This is a genomic window from Roseburia sp. AF02-12 (assembly GCF_003461765.1).
Taxonomy (GTDB): Bacteria; Bacillota; Clostridia; order Lachnospirales; family Lachnospiraceae; genus Roseburia_C; species Roseburia_C amylophila.
Genome location: NZ_QTXS01000002.1, coordinates 163,352 through 183,509, shown reverse-complemented (window position 1 = coordinate 183,509; position 20,158 = coordinate 163,352). Strand labels below are relative to the sequence as shown.

20 protein-coding genes and 2 pseudogenes are annotated in these 20,158 nt (G+C 40.4%); all 22 read right to left on the bottom strand.

Annotated elements, in window-relative coordinates; all coding sequences use genetic code 11:
- Nucleotides 1-12: 12 nt before the first annotated feature.
- On the bottom strand, nt 13-1,389 hold the full coding sequence (locus tag DV740_RS10450) for a sensor histidine kinase (protein ID WP_118088036.1): 1,377 nt from the start codon (nt 1,387-1,389) through the stop codon (nt 13-15).
- Nucleotides 1,377-2,039 carry a response regulator transcription factor gene (locus DV740_RS10445; protein WP_118088035.1) on the bottom strand — a complete coding sequence of 221 codons (663 nt, stop codon included), beginning with the start codon at nt 2,037-2,039 and terminating at the stop codon, nt 1,377-1,379. Before DV740_RS10445 ends, DV740_RS10450 begins: the two co-directional genes overlap by 13 nt.
- A gap of 14 nt (nt 2,040-2,053) precedes the next feature.
- Nucleotides 2,054-2,794, bottom strand: a complete 741-nt coding sequence (locus tag DV740_RS10440) for a lantibiotic immunity ABC transporter MutG family permease subunit (protein WP_118088034.1) — start codon at nt 2,792-2,794, stop codon at nt 2,054-2,056.
- A 1-nt stretch (nt 2,795) separates the two neighbouring features.
- The gene (locus tag DV740_RS10435) at nt 2,796-3,527 is read right to left on the bottom strand and encodes a lantibiotic immunity ABC transporter MutE/EpiE family permease subunit (RefSeq protein ID WP_117841907.1); all 732 of its coding nucleotides are present in this window, start codon (nt 3,525-3,527) and stop codon (nt 2,796-2,798) included.
- Entirely contained in the window at nt 3,520-4,233 is a 714-nt protein-coding gene (locus tag DV740_RS10430) for a lantibiotic protection ABC transporter ATP-binding protein (protein WP_117841906.1), read from the bottom strand. Before DV740_RS10430 ends, DV740_RS10435 begins: the two co-directional genes overlap by 8 nt.
- An 87-nt stretch (nt 4,234-4,320) precedes the next feature.
- The gene (locus tag DV740_RS10425) at nt 4,321-4,944 is read right to left on the bottom strand and encodes a GNAT family N-acetyltransferase (RefSeq protein WP_117841957.1); all 624 of its coding nucleotides are present in this window, start codon (nt 4,942-4,944) and stop codon (nt 4,321-4,323) included.
- 19 nt (nt 4,945-4,963) lie between these two features.
- The gene (locus DV740_RS10420) at nt 4,964-5,545 is read right to left on the bottom strand and encodes a TetR/AcrR family transcriptional regulator (protein ID WP_117841905.1); all 582 of its coding nucleotides are present in this window, start codon (nt 5,543-5,545) and stop codon (nt 4,964-4,966) included.
- 392 nt (nt 5,546-5,937) lie between these two features.
- Nucleotides 5,938-6,606, bottom strand: coding sequence for a hypothetical protein (locus tag DV740_RS10415; protein WP_008402220.1), 669 nt, complete (start codon nt 6,604-6,606; stop codon nt 5,938-5,940).
- A 71-nt stretch (nt 6,607-6,677) separates the two neighbouring features.
- Nucleotides 6,678-7,442 (bottom strand): class I SAM-dependent methyltransferase, encoded by a 765-nt coding sequence (locus tag DV740_RS10410; RefSeq protein WP_117699067.1) that lies wholly within the window; start codon nt 7,440-7,442, stop codon nt 6,678-6,680.
- Nucleotides 7,443-7,534: 92 nt separating this feature from the next.
- A complete protein-coding gene (locus tag DV740_RS10405) occupies nt 7,535-7,729 on the bottom strand; it encodes a hypothetical protein (protein WP_117691176.1) in 195 nt (64 codons plus the stop codon).
- Between the two features lie 67 nt (nt 7,730-7,796).
- On the bottom strand, nt 7,797-8,537 hold the full coding sequence (locus tag DV740_RS10400) for an alpha/beta hydrolase (RefSeq protein ID WP_118087261.1): 741 nt from the start codon (nt 8,535-8,537) through the stop codon (nt 7,797-7,799).
- Between the two features lie 41 nt (nt 8,538-8,578).
- Nucleotides 8,579-8,898: pseudogene (locus DV740_RS10395) on the bottom strand (type II toxin-antitoxin system RelE/ParE family toxin).
- A complete protein-coding gene (locus tag DV740_RS10390; protein ID WP_199534370.1) occupies nt 8,898-9,200 on the bottom strand; it encodes a type II toxin-antitoxin system RelB/DinJ family antitoxin in 303 nt (100 codons plus the stop codon). Before DV740_RS10390 ends, DV740_RS10395 begins: the two are co-directional and overlap by 1 nt.
- A 54-nt stretch (nt 9,201-9,254) precedes the next feature.
- Nucleotides 9,255-10,226, bottom strand: a complete 972-nt coding sequence (gene xerA / locus DV740_RS10385) for a site-specific tyrosine recombinase/integron integrase (RefSeq protein ID WP_117841904.1) — start codon at nt 10,224-10,226, stop codon at nt 9,255-9,257.
- Between the two features lie 78 nt (nt 10,227-10,304).
- Nucleotides 10,305-10,910: a helix-turn-helix domain-containing protein gene (locus tag DV740_RS10380; RefSeq protein ID WP_118057620.1), complete on the bottom strand. Its 606-nt coding sequence runs from the start codon at nt 10,908-10,910 to the stop codon at nt 10,305-10,307.
- Nucleotides 10,911-11,084: 174 nt separating this feature from the next.
- Nucleotides 11,085-11,627: a GDSL-type esterase/lipase family protein gene (locus tag DV740_RS10375; protein ID WP_118088033.1), complete on the bottom strand. Its 543-nt coding sequence runs from the start codon at nt 11,625-11,627 to the stop codon at nt 11,085-11,087.
- Between the two features lie 72 nt (nt 11,628-11,699).
- Nucleotides 11,700-12,896 (bottom strand): ATP-binding protein, encoded by a 1,197-nt coding sequence (locus DV740_RS10370; RefSeq protein WP_117699137.1) that lies wholly within the window; start codon nt 12,894-12,896, stop codon nt 11,700-11,702.
- 382 nt (nt 12,897-13,278) lie between these two features.
- Nucleotides 13,279-13,458: pseudogene (locus DV740_RS15205) on the bottom strand (YoaP domain-containing protein); the annotation flags it as partial.
- Between the two features lie 167 nt (nt 13,459-13,625).
- Nucleotides 13,626-14,351, bottom strand: coding sequence for an ImmA/IrrE family metallo-endopeptidase (locus DV740_RS10360; protein WP_117699135.1), 726 nt, complete (start codon nt 14,349-14,351; stop codon nt 13,626-13,628).
- Nucleotides 14,352-14,481: 130 nt separating this feature from the next.
- Nucleotides 14,482-15,057, bottom strand: a complete 576-nt coding sequence (gene lexA / locus DV740_RS10355) for a transcriptional repressor LexA (RefSeq protein WP_227572943.1) — start codon at nt 15,055-15,057, stop codon at nt 14,482-14,484.
- Between the two features lie 301 nt (nt 15,058-15,358).
- Nucleotides 15,359-19,153, bottom strand: coding sequence for a pectate lyase-like adhesive domain-containing protein (locus DV740_RS15090; protein WP_242994294.1), 3,795 nt, complete (start codon nt 19,151-19,153; stop codon nt 15,359-15,361).
- Nucleotides 19,150-19,863: a TetR/AcrR family transcriptional regulator gene (locus tag DV740_RS10345; RefSeq protein ID WP_242986271.1), complete on the bottom strand. Its 714-nt coding sequence runs from the start codon at nt 19,861-19,863 to the stop codon at nt 19,150-19,152. Before DV740_RS10345 ends, DV740_RS15090 begins: the two co-directional genes overlap by 4 nt.
- Between the last annotated feature and the right edge of the window lie 295 nt (nt 19,864-20,158).

The following is a 20,158-nucleotide window of genomic DNA, read 5'->3' as shown; positions in this document are numbered from 1 at the left end:
ATTGCGGTCTATTTAGCTTATTTCTTGACTACTCAGGAAAAATATTTCTACCCTCGCCCCACCTGTATTTTCAGAATTTGAAAGTTTAATACCTCCACCATATTTTTCAGCCACAGTTTTGGCAAAAAATAGTCCCATCCCATAATGGGCTTCGCCATTTCTACTTGTGTCATCCATAAAAAACTGCTCTGTGCCATGCAATAATGCTTCTTTTGTAAATCCTGATCCGCTATCCTCCACAATGAATGTCAGCCGGCCATCCTGCTCCTTTGCGTCAATATAAATGATTCCATTTTCTTTTGTATGCTCCACTGCATTCTGAATCACATTCATTACGGCCCGGAACATTGGATCATAAGCAATCGTTACCTTTTTATCACTTTGTTCCGCCTTCCAATCTATCTTCTGGTGATAGATTTCTACCAGTCCGAGTGCCTGTTCCTTTATATCTGCGAAAAAATCTTCTAACCTCACCGTTGTATAGGTAACATCACTGCAATTCCATGATTTTGTGACATCTATCAACTGTTTTACATAACTTTGTATCTGTGTTGTGCCGTTCAAAACATAAGTGATATTTTTCTTCTGTTCTGTGGTCAGTTCAGTCTCTGAAAGTAGTTCTGCATTTCCCCGTACAATCGTAAGAGGTGTTTTAATATCATGCGCCAAAGCAGACATCTGCTGTTTCTTTTCCTGCTCTGTTTTCCACTGCTTTTCTAAAGATTCTCGCAATGCATCTCGCATATCATCGATTGCCGATAAACAGTCATCAAACTCTTTGATACCGGAACAGGATGTCTCATATTCCAGATTTTGATCCTTTATTTGTCTGATTGCGTCTAATACAGGCTGCATCTGCTTTTTGATTCTTTTTCCAAAACGTATGGACGGAATGATGATAATCGCTACCGCTCCAATCACAGACATAATACTCATCACATTCTGTGGTCCTATAAAATGCTCCCTCAAAAAAGCTGAATGATATTGAGGTGTCAGGCGATATTGCAATACAACATATTCATTTTCCCTTACAATTACTTTATAAAAATATTTCCCGGATGCGTTTCCGTACTTTGCAACATTCCATGCTATCTGTTCGTATTGTTCTGACAGATCTCCACCTATTTTCTCTCCATTCTCTGAAAAGATTACATAATCACAAAGTGCAGGAATCATCTCAGCAGTTACTTTATCCGCACGTAAAATCGTATCATATGCTTCATTAATCTTTTGCTCTGCATAATTCGCCGGATAGATACAGCCCACACTAATCAAAAGGTACAGCAGCAGCCAAGCAACAATCACCAAACCTACTAATGATCCAAGCATGACCAGTACATATCTCATAAAAATCCAGCTGAGTGCATTGCTTCTCTTTACTCTTCCCATTTATATCCAATCCCCCAGACTGTTTTTATCGGTGTATAATCATAATCCGCAAATTTTGCTCTTATATTTTTGATATGCGTGATTATAGTACTGTCATTACTCTCATTGTCAAAGCCAAAGACCGCTTCCAATATCTGTTCCTTTGAGAAAACCTGTCCTCTGTTTTTAGCCAGGAATTCACAAATTTCGTACTCCGCTTTCGTAAGAGGAAGTTCCTTATCATCCATCAACAGTTTCTTTTGAGACATCTGAATGCAGACTCTCCCTAAAACCATCCGGACAGAATGTTCCCTGTGCTCTCTTCTAAGATGTGCATTGATCCTTGCCCGAAGTTCCATCACTCCAAATGGCTTTGAAATATAATCATCTGCTCCTAAAGAAAGTCCGTTTACCAGACTGTTTTCCTCCGTTTTTGCCGTAAGAAACAAAATCGGACAATCCACAAGTGCCCTGATTCTTTTGCATAATTCGAAGCCATCAATTCCAGGCATCATAATGTCCAGTAAAATCAGGTCATAACGATGTAATTCTTCCATATTAAGTTTTAGTGGATTACTTACTTTGGTAACCAGATGTCCATCCTTATTCAAAATGCTTTCTATCATTTCCAGAATTGCCGGTTCATCATCAACTGCCAGTATTTTTGCCATAGTTTTCCTCGATTCTATTCCAATATTCTGTTTCCTTCCCAGTGGTTTACCCACCAAAAATAGTATACCATACTAATCCCTGTAAATATTAAGCAACCTGGTATGAATGACAACCATTCACCTACACTAGTTTCTCCCAATACAGATTGCAGATAAGTATATGGTACTCTACCCGTCCAGCAGACAAATACATATTTCCACACATAATCTCCAAGTCCGGTAAGCATCAATGCACTAATTAGTCCTGATATAATCCCTGCTCCAATGGATACCCCTTTTCCAAACTGAAAAGCCAGAATCAGCTGCCACAGATAAAGTGGAACACTGCTTCCCCACAGCAGCAATGCTGCAAATATACATCCTTTCATGATTTCGATATCGCTTGATGCGATTCTTCCAAATCCAATTCCGAATATGATTGCTGTCAATAGGATAGAGCACAGACACAAAACCAGTAGCATCAACAGTTTCGATAAAAATGCTGCAGGTTTATCCGGTAAAGACAACAGATTTTGAAAATTACCTGCATTTTGTTCCTGTTCCATCACACTTGCTGTAAAAATTCCAATAAGTACCGGAAGTCCTGCTCCTATTGCCTGATAAAATGCAATCACTTTCATATTTTCATTCCATGGTGAAAAAAAGTAATATATTAAGAATATAACGCTGGTTATAATCGGAATCAGTAAGTGTGCCAGAATCACAGATGTTCCTTTCATCTTTCGCAAGTCTGCATTAAGAGATTTTCCAATCATCTTATTTCACCTCTCTTCTCTCAAACCATTTCAAAAACAGAACCGTTACAAAAACAAACCAGATGATTGAGAGACACATTCCCGGAGCAATGACTCCCGTATTCAAAAATGGATTCCCCGATTCTGCCGCAAGACCATTCGGTAAAATATGAAGTAACGGACACATCATTCGCATAGGGATTGCCGAAACAAGTACATACCAGATCCTGGTTTGTGATATTACCACACCGCTGACGGTAATAAACAGGCAGACGAACAGGTTTACAATCATTCCAAAGCGTTCGCTTAAAAACAAAGCTACCGGAATCTCCCATAACTCAGAAAACGTCAGAAACAATACTGCAATCAACGCTCCTTTCACCGGAACATGTGTCGTTAGAAGAAAGCCTCCAAGCGTTGCTCCTGCAAACACAATCACATTGGAAAACAGAATCATGCACCCAATATAAATAATTTTCCCCAGCAACAATTTTCTTCTGTCTGTTGGAATAGTCGTTAAATGATAGTATTTTATCTTTTTCTCCTGCGCCACAGAAAGATAACAAAATAGGGCAATCATCCCCGGCAGCAAAAGTGTATACCACCAGTTCCAAACACTTTCTGCATAAGCATTTGTCATCCCAAGAGTAAATATAAATGCCATGACAAATGTAAGAAGCGGAAATCCCCAGATAAACTTTTTTCGCATGGTTCTTTTGGCTTTTTGATGTTCTGCTTTTATAATATTAACCATGGATTTCACCTGCTTTCTGGTTTTTTCTTACCACATTCATAAACAAATCTTCAAGATTATCTCCCTGCTTTAATGCTCCTTCGTATCCTAAGATTCCACCTGAAATAATCCCGACTTTATCTGCAAGTAACTGTACCTCCGAGAGAATATGACTGGAGAGAATTACAGTGATTCCCTGTTCCGGAAAAGACCGGATCAGCTCTCGTAATTCCTCGATGCCTATTGGATCTAATCCATTCGTAGGTTCATCCAATATCAAAAGTTCCGGTTCTCCAAGCAATGCCATTGCAATGCCTAGTCTTTGCTTCATCCCCAAAGAAAACTGTCCTGCTTTCTTCTTTCCGGTGTTTGTAAGTGATACAATCTGCAAGACCTCATCAATTCTGTTTTCATCTGTACCAAGCAATAATTGTCTTACTTTCAAATTCTCTCTGGCGGAAAGATTTTCATAAATAGGCGGATTCTCAATTAACGCTCCTATTTTTGATAAATCTTTCCTATCCCAAAGTTTTCCATCAAAGTAAATCTTTCCTGCAGTGGGTTTCATCATACCGGTCAACATTTTCAATATGGTAGATTTTCCCGCACCATTCGGTCCAAGCAGTCCATAAATCTTTCCCTTTTCGATATTAAGCGAAACATTATTTACCGCTTTCTGTTTTCTAAAATATTTACATAGATTTTGTGTCTGCAACATCATTTCCATCTTTACTATCCTTCCTTCTATATTTCATTTCTCACTGAAATATAATCTATCAGGGAAAAATAAAGATTTGATGAAGCTTGCTACATTTTAGAAAATCTGTCCCGGAAGTTTTTTCTTCTCCATATACGGGAACTCTCTATCAAATGCCTCTGCTTCCTTTTCATTTACCAGATAACCTGCCGGAGGTGCATACTCTCCTGTAATTCCATTAAGATATCCCGGCATCAGTTCTTCGCACAGAAAAAAAGATGCATCCTCGCCTTCCGGCAATCCATGATAGCGGATGCCAAACTCACTCGCCTGTCTGAATCCGCTTTTTCCATAAAAATCAATATTTCCTTCAAAACATAGTGCTCCGCATCCAAGCTCTTTTGCTTTTTCTAAAGAATAATCCAGTAAAATCTTTCCATACCCCTTCCTTTTAAGCTCCGGTGCAATACAGATCGGTCCCATAGTCATAATGGTAATACTTCTGCCATCATCGGCTGCAATCACAGCCTTCATAAACATGTTCTGTCCAATTAACTGTCCATCTAATGTCATGACAAAATCCAGTTCCGGAACAAATGCCGGATCGTTGCGAAGCTGATGGAGTACATAATGCTCCAGACAGCCTGGTCGATACACATTCCAGAAACTCTCCCTTACCAGATTTTCTACCTCATGGTATTCATTTTCTCTTTCCAATCGAATGATAATATTTTCCTTCATTTTCTTTTTCTCCACTTCTTTATATAATGCTGCTAATACTTTTTTCAAACTGCTCTTTTATTCTTTTTTTATCCTTTGCTCCATCATACAGACTATAGTAGAAAAACATGATGGAATAAAACATGGTTGCTTTTTTATCTGCCTCCACTATCCCCATGCTCTTGAATAAATCCTTCACATATTCTGCCGGACCAGACACAAGATACTGCTGATACAATGCCTGCATCTCCTCATTCCGAAACTGCTCTAACGTAAGCATCTTTCGAAATGACGATGCAAAATCATTTTCTGTCCAATACGAAAACATAGATTTACTGTATTCCACGAAATTGTCCGTAGAAATCTCTTCATACTGTTCAGGTTCATTTTCCTTTTTATCAGCAGGCATATCATGTGATTCTGCCTGTTCGCCATCCCCCTGCTCCATCCTTTTTACAATATGTTCAAAAATATCTCTCTTACTCTCATAATGCCTATACAATGCACCTTTTGTCATGCCAAGCTCACCCGCAATCTGACTGACAGAAACTGCTTCATATCCATCTCTCGCAAATAAATGTAATGCAACAATCAATATATCTTCCTTTGTAGTTTTTGACATACCCAAACCTCCTGCCCATAAAATAAACGACCGTTTACATTTTGATCATAGTAAACGGCCGTTTATTTGTCAAGTCAGATATCTCTACACATTTTTACATAACTTTGTTTATGATAATTTTGTCTTTAATGGGAAACAGATGTCAATCTCCATATAACCATCTTCCTCTATCTTCCGATAAATATCAATAATCGGTCGCTCATCCAGCTCATTCTTTCCCTTAGGAGGACTCATAAACAAGGGGAAAACGATATAACACGATACAAGATGTAATCGAAAGGATACCAGTGAAAGGTTTAGTATTTTCAAGGGGGCGACGAGATTTTTATAACAAGATATAACAGTTATTAAATCCTTTAAAAATCGTCATCTGAAAACTGGAATTTGACTAATTATTGTGTTTTAATGATTCTATAAACTACCCCCAATTGAGCAGGGTATGTTTCTTGAATCATTCCATTAAACCATATTGTAACGATATCTCCCACCTGAACATCTTCCGCTAAATTTTCTGCCGATACATAATACTCTCCATCATTCATCTGACAAAAGCCTTCAGCTGTACTCACATGCGTTACAAGAAGTTCTCCATCATCGGTAATTTCTTTTACTTTTGCATTAAAATTGATAACCTCTATTGGAATAGACGTATCATCTTTTTCAATATCTCTAAATATGATTCGTTCGTCATCAATGACTACTATGAGCTGACCTTCAGAACTCCTTTGATAATGATATCCGCTTCCGAAATTTGATTGATTATTTTCAGATGGTAACTCTGTCCCTGCCACTGTTGACACAATTTCTCCATCCATTGTTCCACAACCAGGCATTGACGCTACATATCCTGTGTCTTTATATATAACACCATCAACCATAACACATGGAGGATATGAGCCAGTATCTGCTATTTGCTCATTTTGTACTACATCATCATTTTCTTTATTTTCTGTTTCTACGGACACATTTCCAGACACAGGTTCTTTATTTTCTTGATTCGTTCCACATCCAGCCATTCCCAGCACCATACATAATACAAGCAGATAGATTACTTTTTTCATAATACATGCCTCCTTAACTTATATTTTTTAACTCTATAAACTGAAAGTTTCTTTTTCTTGATAAATGGGGATTAGTTTTCCTTTTTTCCAATCAGCAATAACCACCTATGGTCAAAGCATATTTGTCCCTCCTTGATATAGGGATTAAAACCTGTTTTATCTCCACCATTCAAATCGTATTCCATTTTATCAATAATATCTTTTTGAATATCCTCTGGTGTACTTGTCAAATCCATCCAACTTTGTAGATTTACAGGAACAAGTGTTGTTTCTTCAAGCTGAAGCTCAAAAGCATCCTCAAACAATGCTTCAAATTCTTCTCTGCTAAGTATTCTTGTATGTGAGTTATCACGCATCGTTTCAATAGCGTCATTAGTTTCACGCAATTCTTCTGTAGTCGCTACCATGTCCCAAATAACAAGTTTTCCACCTTTTTTCAAAACTCGTTGCATCTCCCGAAAAGGCTTTTCAGGCTCAACAAAATGGTGCAATGAAAGTCTTGTAATCACAAGGTCAAATGTTTCATCTTCAAAAGGTAAGCATTCCGCATTCCCCGATACAAATGATATGTTCTGAATACCTTCTTGCTTTGCCAGTTTTTTTCCCTGCTCCAACATTGCTTCTGTCAAATCCAAACAAGTAATGTCCTTAACATAAGGAGCCACTGCTCTTCCACATATACAGGTTCCAGCAGCAACCTCCAATGCATGTTCATTGCCCCTTGCCTGAATACTACGAATCAAATAATCGGTATATTCTGCCTTAGACATATGATATGAAGCAAATTTCTCTGCTTGTGTACCAAATGATTTTTTCACTTCATTATAGTTATTCATAAACTTTTACCTCGCTGTAAACTTCAAAGCTTCGCGAGCTTTGTACTTTCTTTAATTTTCTCAGTATTACTGAAAGTTTCAAGTGGAAATTATCAAATCAATTTTTTCGCATTATCTGCATTCAATTCAACATATCCACATTTTGGACATACATAACATGAAACAGTACTATTCTTTTCATTCTCAAAGATACCGTTTTTCTTATTAGTTAAATAAACAACCGTACCTACTGCATCTCCTTTTAATTTTGCTTTAATCATTTCCTCTTTACATCTTAAACAATCCATCTTTATTCCTCCATAAACTTCAAATCTTCTGTTGCTTTCAGTCTCTGCTGAAGACTGAAAGTTACCTTCACTTTACTATTTCTAATAGTTTTCTCACATAATCATCTGCGTGGTTTATTGAAAACTCTCCATGATACATATTAGGAAGAACTTGTATAAAACTATCCTGCAATTTTTCATGAATGATTTTAGCAGATTTTTTCATTGATTGCTTTTCTTTTTCTCCAACATAAATTTGAACGGTTGCTTCACACTCTCCAATGCCATCTTTTAGTGAATATACTGAGTTTTCCTGTAAAAAGGCAATCATATCACTCTTTCTAATAGCACAAGTATCTTTGTAATATTCATCAAACAAATTCGACTTTATTCGTAGTGATTTGAATTGCAATTTTGAAAACCACTTATACTTTATTAAGCCATAGCAACTTCCAAACGCCGGTTTAATCATAGAATATGTAAATTTTGAAGGTATCACAAGTACACTTTCCACTATTGCATACTTACATATATCTTTGCGTTGAGATAAAATTTCAAGCAAAATCTGCCCTCCAAGCGATAGTCCTCCCATCATTAAAACAGAACCGCCCAATTTGCTATTTACAAATTCTATAATATCCAAAGCATTATTCTCTATCGTTGTAAACTGCTTATCACATCCTGCATGACCATCTAATATAGGCAAAACCACATGATAATCTGTTTGAAGTCTTTCAGCAACCTCTTTGTAATTCCACCATGATAAACCGCCTCCGTGTAAGAGGATAATTACATCGCTGTTTTCTTTTCCATATTCTACATAATTCAACCTCTTTCACCTCGCTGTAAACTTCAAATAAACGCGTGCTTTTATAGCTCGCCTCTCAAACGTGCTTCTATATCAGATGCCGTGTATAACACATCCGTTACAATTACCCTTTCATCACGGATTGTATAAAACACTGAATAATTATCGACGAGCATTCTCGCAACTCCATTCTCTTTTCCGGCTCAGAATCCATAATCCTAAATCGTTCTGGGAAAGTGTCTAATGTAAGTATTTCATCAGCAATGCGATTATATTGCCCCATTGCATTATCTGGAGCAAGCAAATCTATAGCAATATAATTGTATATATCTTCCATATCCTGCAAAGCTTCTTTTGTAATCTCTACCTTATATTGCTTCATTAATGCCTCTCTCTAAATGCCACAAACGCACTAGCTGCATCCTCAACATTTCCTTTCTCTATATCGGCATATCCTTTTTCTAACTTTTGATGAATCTGTGTAACAGACATCATATCTGCATTCACTGAATTAGCTGCTTTTGGTAATACAATAGAAAAGGGAATTCCTCCTACTAATGATATTTGTTTTAAATACATATCTATAGCAGTAGCCATTGGTATCCCTAATTGTGCCAATACACTTTCTGCATTTTTTTTTACATCTGGATTTACTCTTATATTTAATGTTGCTGTTTTTCCCATAGAATACACCTCCATCTTTCTTTTATTGTAACGTCTTTTGCGTTACAAGTCAATCTATGAAATATATTTTCGATGCGATAGCTTCACATTGTTTTGATTAACCATTGCATATCTGAGCGTTGTATCTATTTGCTCATGTCCCAGAATTTTCTGTACCTGTTCAATCGGCATACCTTTCTCAATTGCTCTGGTGGCCATCGTCCTTCTAAACTTATGTGGGTGTACCTTTTCTACACCTAACTTCTTCCCCATTTCTCGTAATCGTAACTCCACACCGCTTTCAGTAAGTCTACTGTGTGGTTTGTTTAACGACACAAATAACGCTATATTATTATCTGTCCTTGATTCAATATAATTCAACAAATGAATTTTGGTCTTAGCATCAAAATATGCTTTCCTCTCTTTGTCTCCTTTGCCATAAACCACGCATTCCCGCTCAGAGAAATCTATATCATCAATGTTCAGCCTTACCAATTCGCCTACTCTAATTCCTGTTGAAAGCAGAAAATCAATCATTGCCCTATCACGCAGATTATTACAATTATCTCTAAGAATTTCTATTTTCTCATCTGGAATGGTATCTTTTACAATAACGGCAGTCTTTACCTTATGAATTCTTTTCATTGGGCTTTTTATAATATAGTCCTCTTCCTCTAGCCACGAAAAAAATGTGGAAAGACTTCTACGAATATTATCAATAGTTACCTTTCCACAATTATTTATCGTTTGATACTCTACAAGATATTTTCGTAGCATCTCGGTCGTTATCTTTATGACCGGAATATTTATTGTATCCAACATCTTTTCAATATTACACCTATAATAGCGTATTGTTTTGTCAGAACACCCTTCTAAATGCTTTGCAGTTAAAAACATATCTAGAAAGTCCATATTCGTTGTCTGCAAATAATCAGATACAGTATTTTCAGATAACCGTTTTACCAACACCTCTTGTAGTTTCTGCATCTGCGATGCATTTAATACTTCTGCCATGTCATTGATGATGTCATAAATTTCTCTACCCATAAGAGCACACTTCTTTTTGAAGGAGTATATCGTAGAAAAATCAGCACATCAACAGAGCGTATTACTGAAAGTTTCACCTTATCTGGTTAAAACATGTTTGCAATATTTTGTACATCCACATTTTGGACAAGTTAACTTTCTTTTGGTAATTGTATGAGGTCCCATAACATAGGATTTCATATCAGGAACAAATCGCTCCTTGCATTCAGGACATTCAAAGGCTCCTGCTTCTCTATCTAATACACATGCAATAGCGATTCCCATAACCATTATTACAAATCCAATCCCCATCAATAGCACTCTAGTCCATACCTGCATTTCAAACATTCCCGCAACAACAAATAAAGGTACTGCTGCAACAATTACCAAAACACTAACCATTGCAGACATTATAATCTTCTTTTTACTCTCTTGAGCTTCTTTCACTAAATTCACCATATTTTCCTCCGCTTTCTTTTTATAATCCATCGCTTGCAATCTTTCACCAGATAGAAGTTCATTTACTGTAATTTCTAATTCATTGCAAAGTGGAAGTAACAATGATACTTCTGGGAAACCATTACCCCTTTCCCATTTTGAGATTGTTTTATCGCTGATACTAAGCTTATCTGCCAATTCCCGTTGAGTATATTTTTTTGCTTTTCTTTCTTCAGCAATAAATTTACCTATTTTAATTTGGTCCATAGGTTCGTGTCCTCCTTTCTGGATTCATTGTATAAATTCCTACTGTTTATTTACACCCACGTAACGTAGAATATGGTGAGTTTTAGCGGTTTCTATGCTCCGTAGAGTTGTAATTTACTTAAAAAAATTCCGATTTGTTTACTTTCTGTTCCACTAATAAAACCCTTTCATGAATTACAAATAAGGCTTTAAAAACTTAAAAACATTCAAATATCCATTTGCATACATATGTACACCATCAATGGCATACTCCGATTTCTGTTCACCATGTTCATCAACAAGTGCTTCATTACAATCAAGGTAACGACAACCGTATTTTTCTGCTATTTCTTTTAATCGATGATTACATAATATAAGATTTTCAGGAGTACGGAGTTTCATCCATTGGATTGATTGTTCTGTCTGCCATGGCAGGTGAAGATTTGCAGGATAAAACGCCATGATAAAAATTTCCACATCTGGAATACGGAATTTGATAATTTCCATGATTCTACAGATATTGTTCATTAAATGTAACATCCACTGATCTCCAAATCGTTCTTTTGTAATATCATTAGTACCGATATTGATAAATATCTTTGATGGCTCAAGATCTAAAAGCAATGTATCGATATTTTCCAGAAACTCATCTGTATTCAATCCACTAACGCCGCGATTATATATCACTTGTTCGATACCCTGGCTTCGTGCAATTTCACAGACAGGAAACATTTCCATCAAGGATGATCCTGTAAAAAGAATTTGCCCTGTTGACTCCCGATTTTCTTAATTATACAAACTGGAATTCATCTATCTGCATCGCAGCCATCTGCAAATATCGACCACCTGCACACCCTGATAATCATAAGTTTCATGATGTGTCCTTGCAATTACCATCTTAGGATATGCATCTCGTATTGCAAGCAATGGCGAATATTCCCTCTCAAATGTTGTTTCATCTGAAATATTGTCACTTACCTGAATGTATATCAGTGTGTCTCGTTTCTTTGCTACAAAGTCCACTTCTTTTTTATAAAGTTTACCAACATATACCTCATAACCTCTCCTTCGTAACTCCAGATAAACAATATTCTCATAAACCCTTCCAAAGTCCATATTTCGTGTACCATTGACTGCATATCGAAATGCTGGATCACAAAGATAAAACTTACTATTGTTTTCGAGATATTTTTTCCCCTTTAGGTCATACCGTTTTGCCTCATAAAATAGAAATGCGTTCTCTAAATAACCAATGTATTTTGATACTGTCTTTCTGGTAATCTCTCTTTGGTCATTATTTAATGTCTTGCAGATATTATTGGGAGAAAGCAGGTTGCCAATATTATCCATCATAAATTCAGATATACTGGCAAACTCTGATGTATTTCTTATTCTATATTTCTCAACCAAATCTCTTATAAGAATAGTCCCATACACATCTCTGATATAATCATACTGTCTATCCTCTGTCTTATATACATAAGCTCCCGGCATACCACCGGTTCGGACATACTGATCAAATGCATCATCATACCCATCCGTAATTCCATAATAAGTCAGATATTCCACAAAAGAAAAAGGATATACCTTTATTTCCATCGTTCTTCCAGTAAAAAGTGTTGCCAGATCTGAACTTAACAAAAATGCATTTGATCCGGTAACATAAATATCATAGATTCCTTTTGTATAAATACTATTGATTGCAAGTTCAAACTGAGGGCACATCTGAACCTCATCAATCAATAATACGTTATTCATTCCTTCTTTATATTGACCCAGGATATACTTATGCAATGCATGATATTCCAGCAAATGATCAAACTCTAATTCCTGAAGGTTTATCATTACAATATTGCTCTTTTCCTCTAACGACTGCAGATAAGTGATAAATTCCTGCAGCAAAACAGACTTGCCGCTCCGTCTGATGCCCGTGATTACTTTTATATCTGGCGTCCCATATAATTCAATCAATTCATCTAGATACTTTTGCCTTACCATAAACTGCATATCACTATCTCCTATTCCCATTTTTTGAAATTTCTTTATATTTTGGTAATACATTTCATGCATATTCTAGCACAGTCAGCTGCTTCTGTCATTATTCTATTCCCATTTTTCTTAAATAATTCATTTTCTGGTAATGGCATTTTCTTATAGAACAAAAAAGCAGCAGACATTTCGTAAGCGCATGGTTTGACGTTTCTTCCTAAAACAGACCACTCTGATTGCAGTATAAATAGATTATCTTCACACCATTCATTTTAAATCTCGCCTCTGCATTGCCCTGTGGATACGGCTTCTTCCTGCTGTAACTGCAATCCATGACACCATTCTATTTCAGCGTATGTATATCCTCAACCTACGGAGAGTAGAGTTCGAATTTGCTCATTTATTTTTCCATCCCATCCAGAAGCTTTATAAATCTTTTATCATTCATCTGCTCATTCGTAAGGTATTCTCCATTATAAAACAATGCATAGGTTGTAACCGGTGTCGGAGCATTCTGTGCTTCTTCTTTCGTTTCCAATCTGGTTGCCTGAAACGGAACCTCTCTTTCCCTGGCAACTTCAAGAACACGGTATGTGTGCAAATGATGAAAAATTTGTGCAAAAAAAGAGGTGCTGCATTGTGCAAACACCTCTTTAGATAGATTTTTAAACGATTCTAAATTTCTATTATCTGCTCCACTTTTTTCTGAATATTGCCTAAGTTATCATGAAATATCTTAGTATAACCTCATTGCGAAACACCTCCAAGATTTAATTCATTGGAAATGTATTCAAGGATATTGTGATACTCAAATAGTCCCATATCTCTCAATCTGATAACCAAGGCTGTATAAGATACTCCGATATAAGCTGCCATTCTACGAATAACTGCTTTTTCCTTTGAAGCAATGGTATTATCACCATAAACTTTTATCGGATTTGACTGATTATATTTCGCCAAGGCATTTTCAATAATCCTTCTCGGCATAAGAAGCGAAGCTCCCATTGTATCTGCCTGCCACTCAACAGACGCAAACATCTGAGCCAGTTCCTCTTTGGAATAACTACGCTCACTGTCATACTCTGCATGAAAGCGTCCTTCACTCGGCATTGCATACATCTTACTCAAGATATGATGTGACGCTTCGTGTGCCATTGTAAACCTGCGACGTCCTTGCTCCTTTTCGGCAAGAAGAAATTTATCAAGTATGATGGTATCTTTCGGGAAAACAAAGGGAATAATTTTTCCGTCCTGATGTATCAGCAGTGGTGTTGCTCCATCTGCCAGAAAACCAATCCTGCCTGCATCATCTTCTGCGAAAGAAGCGTATTCAATTCGTAACATAAGAAATTCTGTAATGAAATGTTCTATGTCGATGGATTGAATCACTCGATTGCTAAACTTATTAGCATAAGCTGTTATCAAGCCTTCGCTGATTTCTTCCAACTCGGCTCTTGACATATAAATACTCAAGTTGTGTCCACCTCCGACTCCACCTTGTCCGGCGGTGCAACTCCTCCGGCAAAGTTCTGTTGTATTTCCGCACTATCCAAATTGATTAGATAGCGAATTCCTTCAAGTGTTCTCATTCGTCTGTCCTCTGTTATAGTTCTTTGATGATGTGACAAGCCACACCCTGAATGCAGCACTCATCTACAATGATGTCTTTCATCTTCTTATTTTCCGGATGGAGAATGATTTTCTTATTCTCATCATCTCGGAAGTACCGTTTCAATGTATTCTGATTATCCACAAGGGCAACTACTATATCGCCCTCTTTGGCTTCTACCTGCTTTTTAACAACCACAAGGTCGCCGTCATCAATCCCTGCTTCAATCATAGACTGACCGCTTGCTCTTAATATGAAGAAATCTCCTTTGCCGAAAATAGCAGTAGGAAGTGATACATATTCTTCAATATTTTCTTCCTCATACTGAGGACTGCCACAAGGAATAGAACCTACAATCGGTGTCTGTGTTTGTTCGCCACTGTACTTACGGGTCACATTGGTGCGAATCTCCTGCCCGTCGTACTCAATCATATTCTTCTCAGCCATCTCTACTAAGTATTTATATGCTGTACCTCTGGCAATGCCAACAGCTTCAGCAATTTTTGTAGTCGATGGGGATTGTCTGTTTTGCAGGTAATAATCCTCGATATACTTTTTTATTTCACTCATAAGTTCAGGACTCTTGCTTCTCATACCTGCACCTCACTTTCTTTTCTATCAGAAGCAGTTTGCTAACACCTCAAAATTCCTTTGCTTGCACTGAAATCATTAACTCCAATGGCTTACTATTTTTCTCTATTTTCATCTTTTCTTATACAATACAAGTTCCGGATTCTTACCGAGAAGTTTCTTCTTCATTTTCATTCCTCCAAAATAATTCTATCCGCTATTTTCTTTCTCCGACAAAAGCGCCGTATTGCTACGACGCTTTTGTTTTGCTCGGAAGCTGGAGCAAGGGAACGCTATTCAATTATTTGTTGTACTTTTTCTTTCTGCTGACAACCGTTGTACCAATGGCAGCACCGCTGCTGACAAACAGCAGGGCAATCCACAAAGCAAGGTTGCTTGTATCGCCGGTCTGCGGAGATTTGGAATCGTCCTTCAGCTTCGCCGTTACGGTGTCGGCTTTTTTGATTTCCTTTGTACCGTCCTTGTCGCTGTAATATTTACCGCAGCCTTCGCAGTACCAGTACTCGATATTGCCTTCGGTGGTCTTGGTCGCCGCAGTTGCCGGGAAGTGCTTTAAGTCGGTGTGGTTCTTCGCATCAAGCTCACCGTATTCCGCACCGCAGACTTCGCACTTTGCCTTGTCCTTGCAGGTCGCTTTCCCGCCGGTGTGCTCAATCAGCTTCTTGCCGCAATAATCACACTTGTGGTCTTTGTTATCGTCTGCACACTCGCTGATTATATAATCGCAGATATCACATTTGTGGTCTTTGTTTGCATCGATGCAATTCTCGGTTTCCGTATGGCTGGTGTCACGCTTACAGATTCGGGTGTGTGTCTTTTCATCGCTGTTCTGCGTCCAAGCGCCCCAGTTGTGGTCCAGCGCATTGCCGGAGAAGAAGGTCGCCTCATCCGCCGTGCCCTCGGAGCTCAGACCGCAGACTGCGCAGGACTTGTAGTAGACCGCCTTTTCCGTGCAGGTGGCGGCGGATTTCAGGTACTTTGCATCCACGGTCTCCGCCGTGAAGTCGTGGGGCAGCTTTTCGCCATACTCAGCCTTGCAAAACTCACAGACGGCATTTTGGGTGCAGGTCGCTTTGCCGCCGGAGTGCTCCGCGTAGCCTTTCTTTCCCGCGTTATCCGTCACATCGCAGTTTTCATTGGCACATTCATGCCAGTGATGCGTTGCATCGGACGTCCAATCGGACTTCCAGCTATGGCCCGTAGCTGGAATCGGCTCTATTTTTGTTGCGTCGCACTTGGTGCAGCTATATGTCTTTTTGCCCGCTTTTGTGCAGGTAGGCGCTGTTGTTATCGTACCGTTGTCCCAAGTATGAGGGCCTACGTCATCCTTTTTATCGCAACGGGAACACTGCTTCCAGTGCTCGTTATCATCATGTGTCCAACTGGTAGTAAAATCATGTCCCAGAACATCGCCATATTCCGCACCGCAAACTGTGCATTTTGCTCTTTGGGTGCAGGTTGCCGTGCCACCGGAGCAGTTTTGTGTTTCCACGACATTGCAGGTGCAGCGGCGGCTGTGGGTGCCGTTGTCGTTCGATGTCCAGTTCCCATTGTGGGTATGTTCATCGCCCTGTCCCTTGAACACGGGCAGGGTTATTTTTGCCGCAGCCACATACTGGCAGCTGTCCCATGGAGAATTGTCGCGGTCAGCCTTGAGCAGCGCCAGCACCGTGTCGTTGGCGAAGTTTGCGGCGGTTTTGGACTCTGTTTTTGTAATGTTGCCATTACTATTGTTTTGGCCAACTGCGTTCAGGTTCGTACCGGCAAGATAGTAGCAGTTTTCTACAGTGCCATGATTACGGCCAACGATTTCGCCAACAGCATCACTATTATAGGGTGTTTTAATCGTTCCAACATTGTAGCAATTGGAGATCGTGCCCATGTTAAGCCACGTAACACCGCCAGTTCCATTAATTGTGCCGGTAATTGTGCCAACATTATAGCAGTCGATGATTCTCGCATTGTCAATATTACTGCCAGCAATACCGCCAATATAATCGCCACTGCCGCCAGTAACGCTGCAATTGTTGCTGCAATTTTCAATCGTCGCAGCATCCAAAGCGCCGCCCACAATGCCGCCGACGTGACAGGCTAGACCCGTCAAATTATAATTATGGGATACGTTACCTGCCACTGTCAGGTTTTTAATCGTGCCGCCTTTTACAGCACCGAACAGACTGGCATACCTGAAGTTGTCCGTAACGTTCAGGCCGGAAATGGTGTGGCCGCCGCCGTCAAATGTGCCCTCGTAGTAAATCTTATTTCCTTCGGTATAGTTTCCGATTGGCGTCCACGGTTCGTTATTCAAATCAATGGCTGCTGTCAGCACGGCGCAGATTTTGGTTTCTTCTTCGGTTTTTGCATCATTCACCTTATCCCGGAACCATTTCAGCCCCGCGGCGGTGCTGATTTGATAGGGATCTGTCTCCGTGCCGCTGCCGGTGATGTGATCGGGGGTGCCGTTAAATGTGCCGCCGTTGATGATACCGCTGCCGGAAACTGTGCTGTTAAAAACGCCGCCGGTGATGGTTCCGTTGTTGATGACCTCGCCGTTGAATTTACCGTTTTCGATGGTGCTGCCGGGGGTAACGGTCACTTTGCCCTTGAACACAGTCTCGCCGGAGCCTGTAATGGTACAGGGACCCTCTGTTGTATCTCCCAGCACGACGTCGCCGTCAACCGAGCCGCCGTTGGCGAAAAGTTTCCCATAGCCAGGTGTCGTAGATCCGGTGATGTATAGTCCGCTTCCGTTTGCCGCAGCACAGCCGGCAATGCTCGCACTGCCCGCCAAGGTGATCTCCCTCGCATAAAAGGCGCGCACACCGCCGCCATAGGCTTCGCCGGAGTTGACGGAATTCGTTGCCGTGCAATTTTGAATCACGGCGTTGCCCGACAGGGTGAGCGACGTACCGTTTGCGAGAAAGACACCCCCGCCGTTGGAAGATTTGGAAGAGTTGGAGATTGCCTTACAGTCTTCGATTTTTGCCTCACCAGACATCACAAAGCTGCTGCTGCTGCTGACATATACGCCTCCGCCGTTGGAAGAATGGGAAGAGTTGGAGATTGCCTGACAGCCTTTGATTTTTGCCTCACCAGACATTTCAAAGCTGCTGCTGCCGTTGACATATACGCCTCCGCCGAAAACAAATTGGGTCGCGCTTTCGGCGGTGCAGCTGCGAATGACCGCCTGACCTGACATTTTGAACGTGCCGGAAGCACGAACACCGCCGCCGATGATGGAGGCGACGCATCCGGCGATGCTGCCGCCGGACATAGAGAACTGACCCGATTCACCATCAATATGTACACCGCCGCCGTACGTCGCGGAGCAGCCGATAATATTGCCGCCGGTCATGGTCAACTGCCCGCCGGATGCGATATACACACCGCCGCCATAATAGTAGTAGGAGCCATATAGCAGAATCGGATAGCCCGTGCCGCCGGTGATGACGCCGCCGGTGACGGTCTCTGTGCCGCTTGCCTCGTCCAGCACCCACAGTTTGCCATTCGGATTGAATCTGTGCGAGAGATTACTCGTATTGCTGTCCTCGATCGTCAGCTGCCCGCCGCCCTCGACCACAATCACGCTGCCCTTGTTTGCGCTCTCGTATTTGAGCACATGACCGTTCAGGTCCAGCGTCACGGTGCGGTTGACGGTCAGGGAGTTGCTGATGCTAATGTCCCCTGTCAGCTTGACGGTGTTGACCTTAGAATCAGCAACAGCCGCAGTCAGCTCATCCGCGGTGCTGACTTCTGTTACCGTCTCGCTCCCGCCAATTAACGATGTCAAGGCTGTCTCCGGCTGGGGGTCGGACACTTCCCCCTCCGACTGTTCTTCGTTCTCTTCGCCTTCCGGCTCTGCGTTCTCAATGGGCTCGCTGCATTCGCAGTTTTCCGGCAAAGCGCCCTCTGCGCCGCAGATGGGACAATCTGCGTTCATTGCTTCTGCCGTGCAGGCCGTTTCGCAGGTGCATACAGGCGGTTCTTCCGTCTCGCTCTCGGCAAATGCCGTGGTCGGCACAAGGCAGAGCACCATGCACAGAGCAAGCAGGATACTGAATAATCGTTTCTTCATCTTGTTTCCTCCATTTCGCCGTTCTTTGACAGCTTAAAATCGTATTTCATTTCCAACATGGCAAACAGTTTATACATAACCTCTGTGGCAATTGCTTTAATATCTAATGATTGAATAAAGGCAAGCACCTTTGCCTGCTCTGCCTCCGGTACACGATACACCCGCATCGCCGCCGTCAGAAAACGGCTGAGCTTGCGTTCCAACGGAAAATGAATATCACATTTTCTCGCCATATAGCTGCGCATCAGTCCCGCCGTGCCGATTTCCATCTCGTAAAAGTCGCTCTCGGTATCATCGGGGAAATTTTCACCAAAAATCTGCTTCAGCTCTGCCGTGGTATGCAGGTAGATATACTCCGATGTTTCGGGCAGGGAATAGGCTTCAATGTAGATTTCCCGCAGGTTCTCGTTCAGCTCGGTCAGCGTCAGTTGGATCGCCGTTTCCACCGCATAGGCGTAAACCGGCGGCAGCTTGCTGTCTGCAATGCTTCTTGCCACGCCGAACTGTCCGCCGAACATCGTTTCGGTCAAGTCCAGCAAAATTTTATCCTTGGTGGGAAACAGATTCAAATAGCTTCCTCTTGCAACACCTGCTTCGTCCACAATCTGACTGACAGTGGTGTTTTTATACCCCTGTTCCAGAAAGAGACGGACGCACACAGTCAGTATTTTCCTCTTTGTTTCACTGCTGTCTCTCCGCAAATATATCACCTCTCTTCAAATATTATTAGTATATATACTAATAATATCATCTCGAGAGTGAAAAAGCAACTGGCATTTGATATTTTTCCGCTTAACTCAATTTATTTCTTTTTAACTCAACCAATGTTAAAAGTAAAGTTTTTGTTTTCATTGAAAATTACAGCCTATAAAGGCTTTTTTGTTCAATGAACTTTTATCCTGCAATTTGTGCAGACCGTCTGCACAATTAGATTGTTGCCTCACTGTGGCAACAATCTAAGCAATATATAAATCTTCAATAACAGCCGTATAGATTTTGGATTCA

What these genes read in the sequence shown, in the direction of transcription:
- DV740_RS10390 (WP_199534370.1), bottom strand. Translation starts at nt 9,200, where the DNA reads ATGGGAAAAACAGCAACATTAAATATAAGAGTAAATCCAGATGTAAAA.
- DV740_RS10425 (WP_117841957.1), bottom strand. Translation starts at nt 4,944, where the DNA reads ATGAAGGAAAATATTATCATTCGATTGGAAAGAGAAAATGAATACCAT.
- DV740_RS10450 (WP_118088036.1), bottom strand. Translation starts at nt 1,389, where the DNA reads ATGGGAAGAGTAAAGAGAAGCAATGCACTCAGCTGGATTTTTATGAGA.
- DV740_RS10370 (WP_117699137.1), bottom strand. Translation starts at nt 12,896, where the DNA reads ATGCAGTTTATGGTAAGGCAAAAGTATCTAGATGAATTGATTGAATTA.
- lexA (WP_227572943.1), bottom strand. Translation starts at nt 15,057, where the DNA reads ATGAGTGAAATAAAAAAGTATATCGAGGATTATTACCTGCAAAACAGA.
- xerA (WP_117841904.1), bottom strand. Translation starts at nt 10,226, where the DNA reads ATGGGTAGAGAAATTTATGACATCATCAATGACATGGCAGAAGTATTA.
- DV740_RS10435 (WP_117841907.1), bottom strand. Translation starts at nt 3,527, where the DNA reads ATGGTTAATATTATAAAAGCAGAACATCAAAAAGCCAAAAGAACCATG.
- DV740_RS10445 (WP_118088035.1), bottom strand. Translation starts at nt 2,039, where the DNA reads ATGGCAAAAATACTGGCAGTTGATGATGAACCGGCAATTCTGGAAATG.
- DV740_RS10410 (WP_117699067.1), bottom strand. Translation starts at nt 7,442, where the DNA reads ATGAATAACTATAATGAAGTGAAAAAATCATTTGGTACACAAGCAGAG.
- DV740_RS15090 (WP_242994294.1), bottom strand. Translation starts at nt 19,153, where the DNA reads ATGAAGAAACGATTATTCAGTATCCTGCTTGCTCTGTGCATGGTGCTC.
- DV740_RS10440 (WP_118088034.1), bottom strand. Translation starts at nt 2,794, where the DNA reads ATGATTGGAAAATCTCTTAATGCAGACTTGCGAAAGATGAAAGGAACA.
- DV740_RS10375 (WP_118088033.1), bottom strand. Translation starts at nt 11,627, where the DNA reads ATGGAAATGTTTCCTGTCTGTGAAATTGCACGAAGCCAGGGTATCGAA.
- DV740_RS10420 (WP_117841905.1), bottom strand. Translation starts at nt 5,545, where the DNA reads ATGTCAAAAACTACAAAGGAAGATATATTGATTGTTGCATTACATTTA.
- DV740_RS10430 (WP_117841906.1), bottom strand. Translation starts at nt 4,233, where the DNA reads ATGGAAATGATGTTGCAGACACAAAATCTATGTAAATATTTTAGAAAA.
- DV740_RS10415 (WP_008402220.1), bottom strand. Translation starts at nt 6,606, where the DNA reads ATGAAAAAAGTAATCTATCTGCTTGTATTATGTATGGTGCTGGGAATG.
- DV740_RS10405 (WP_117691176.1), bottom strand. Translation starts at nt 7,729, where the DNA reads ATGGATTGTTTAAGATGTAAAGAGGAAATGATTAAAGCAAAATTAAAA.
- DV740_RS10380 (WP_118057620.1), bottom strand. Translation starts at nt 10,910, where the DNA reads ATGGACCAAATTAAAATAGGTAAATTTATTGCTGAAGAAAGAAAAGCA.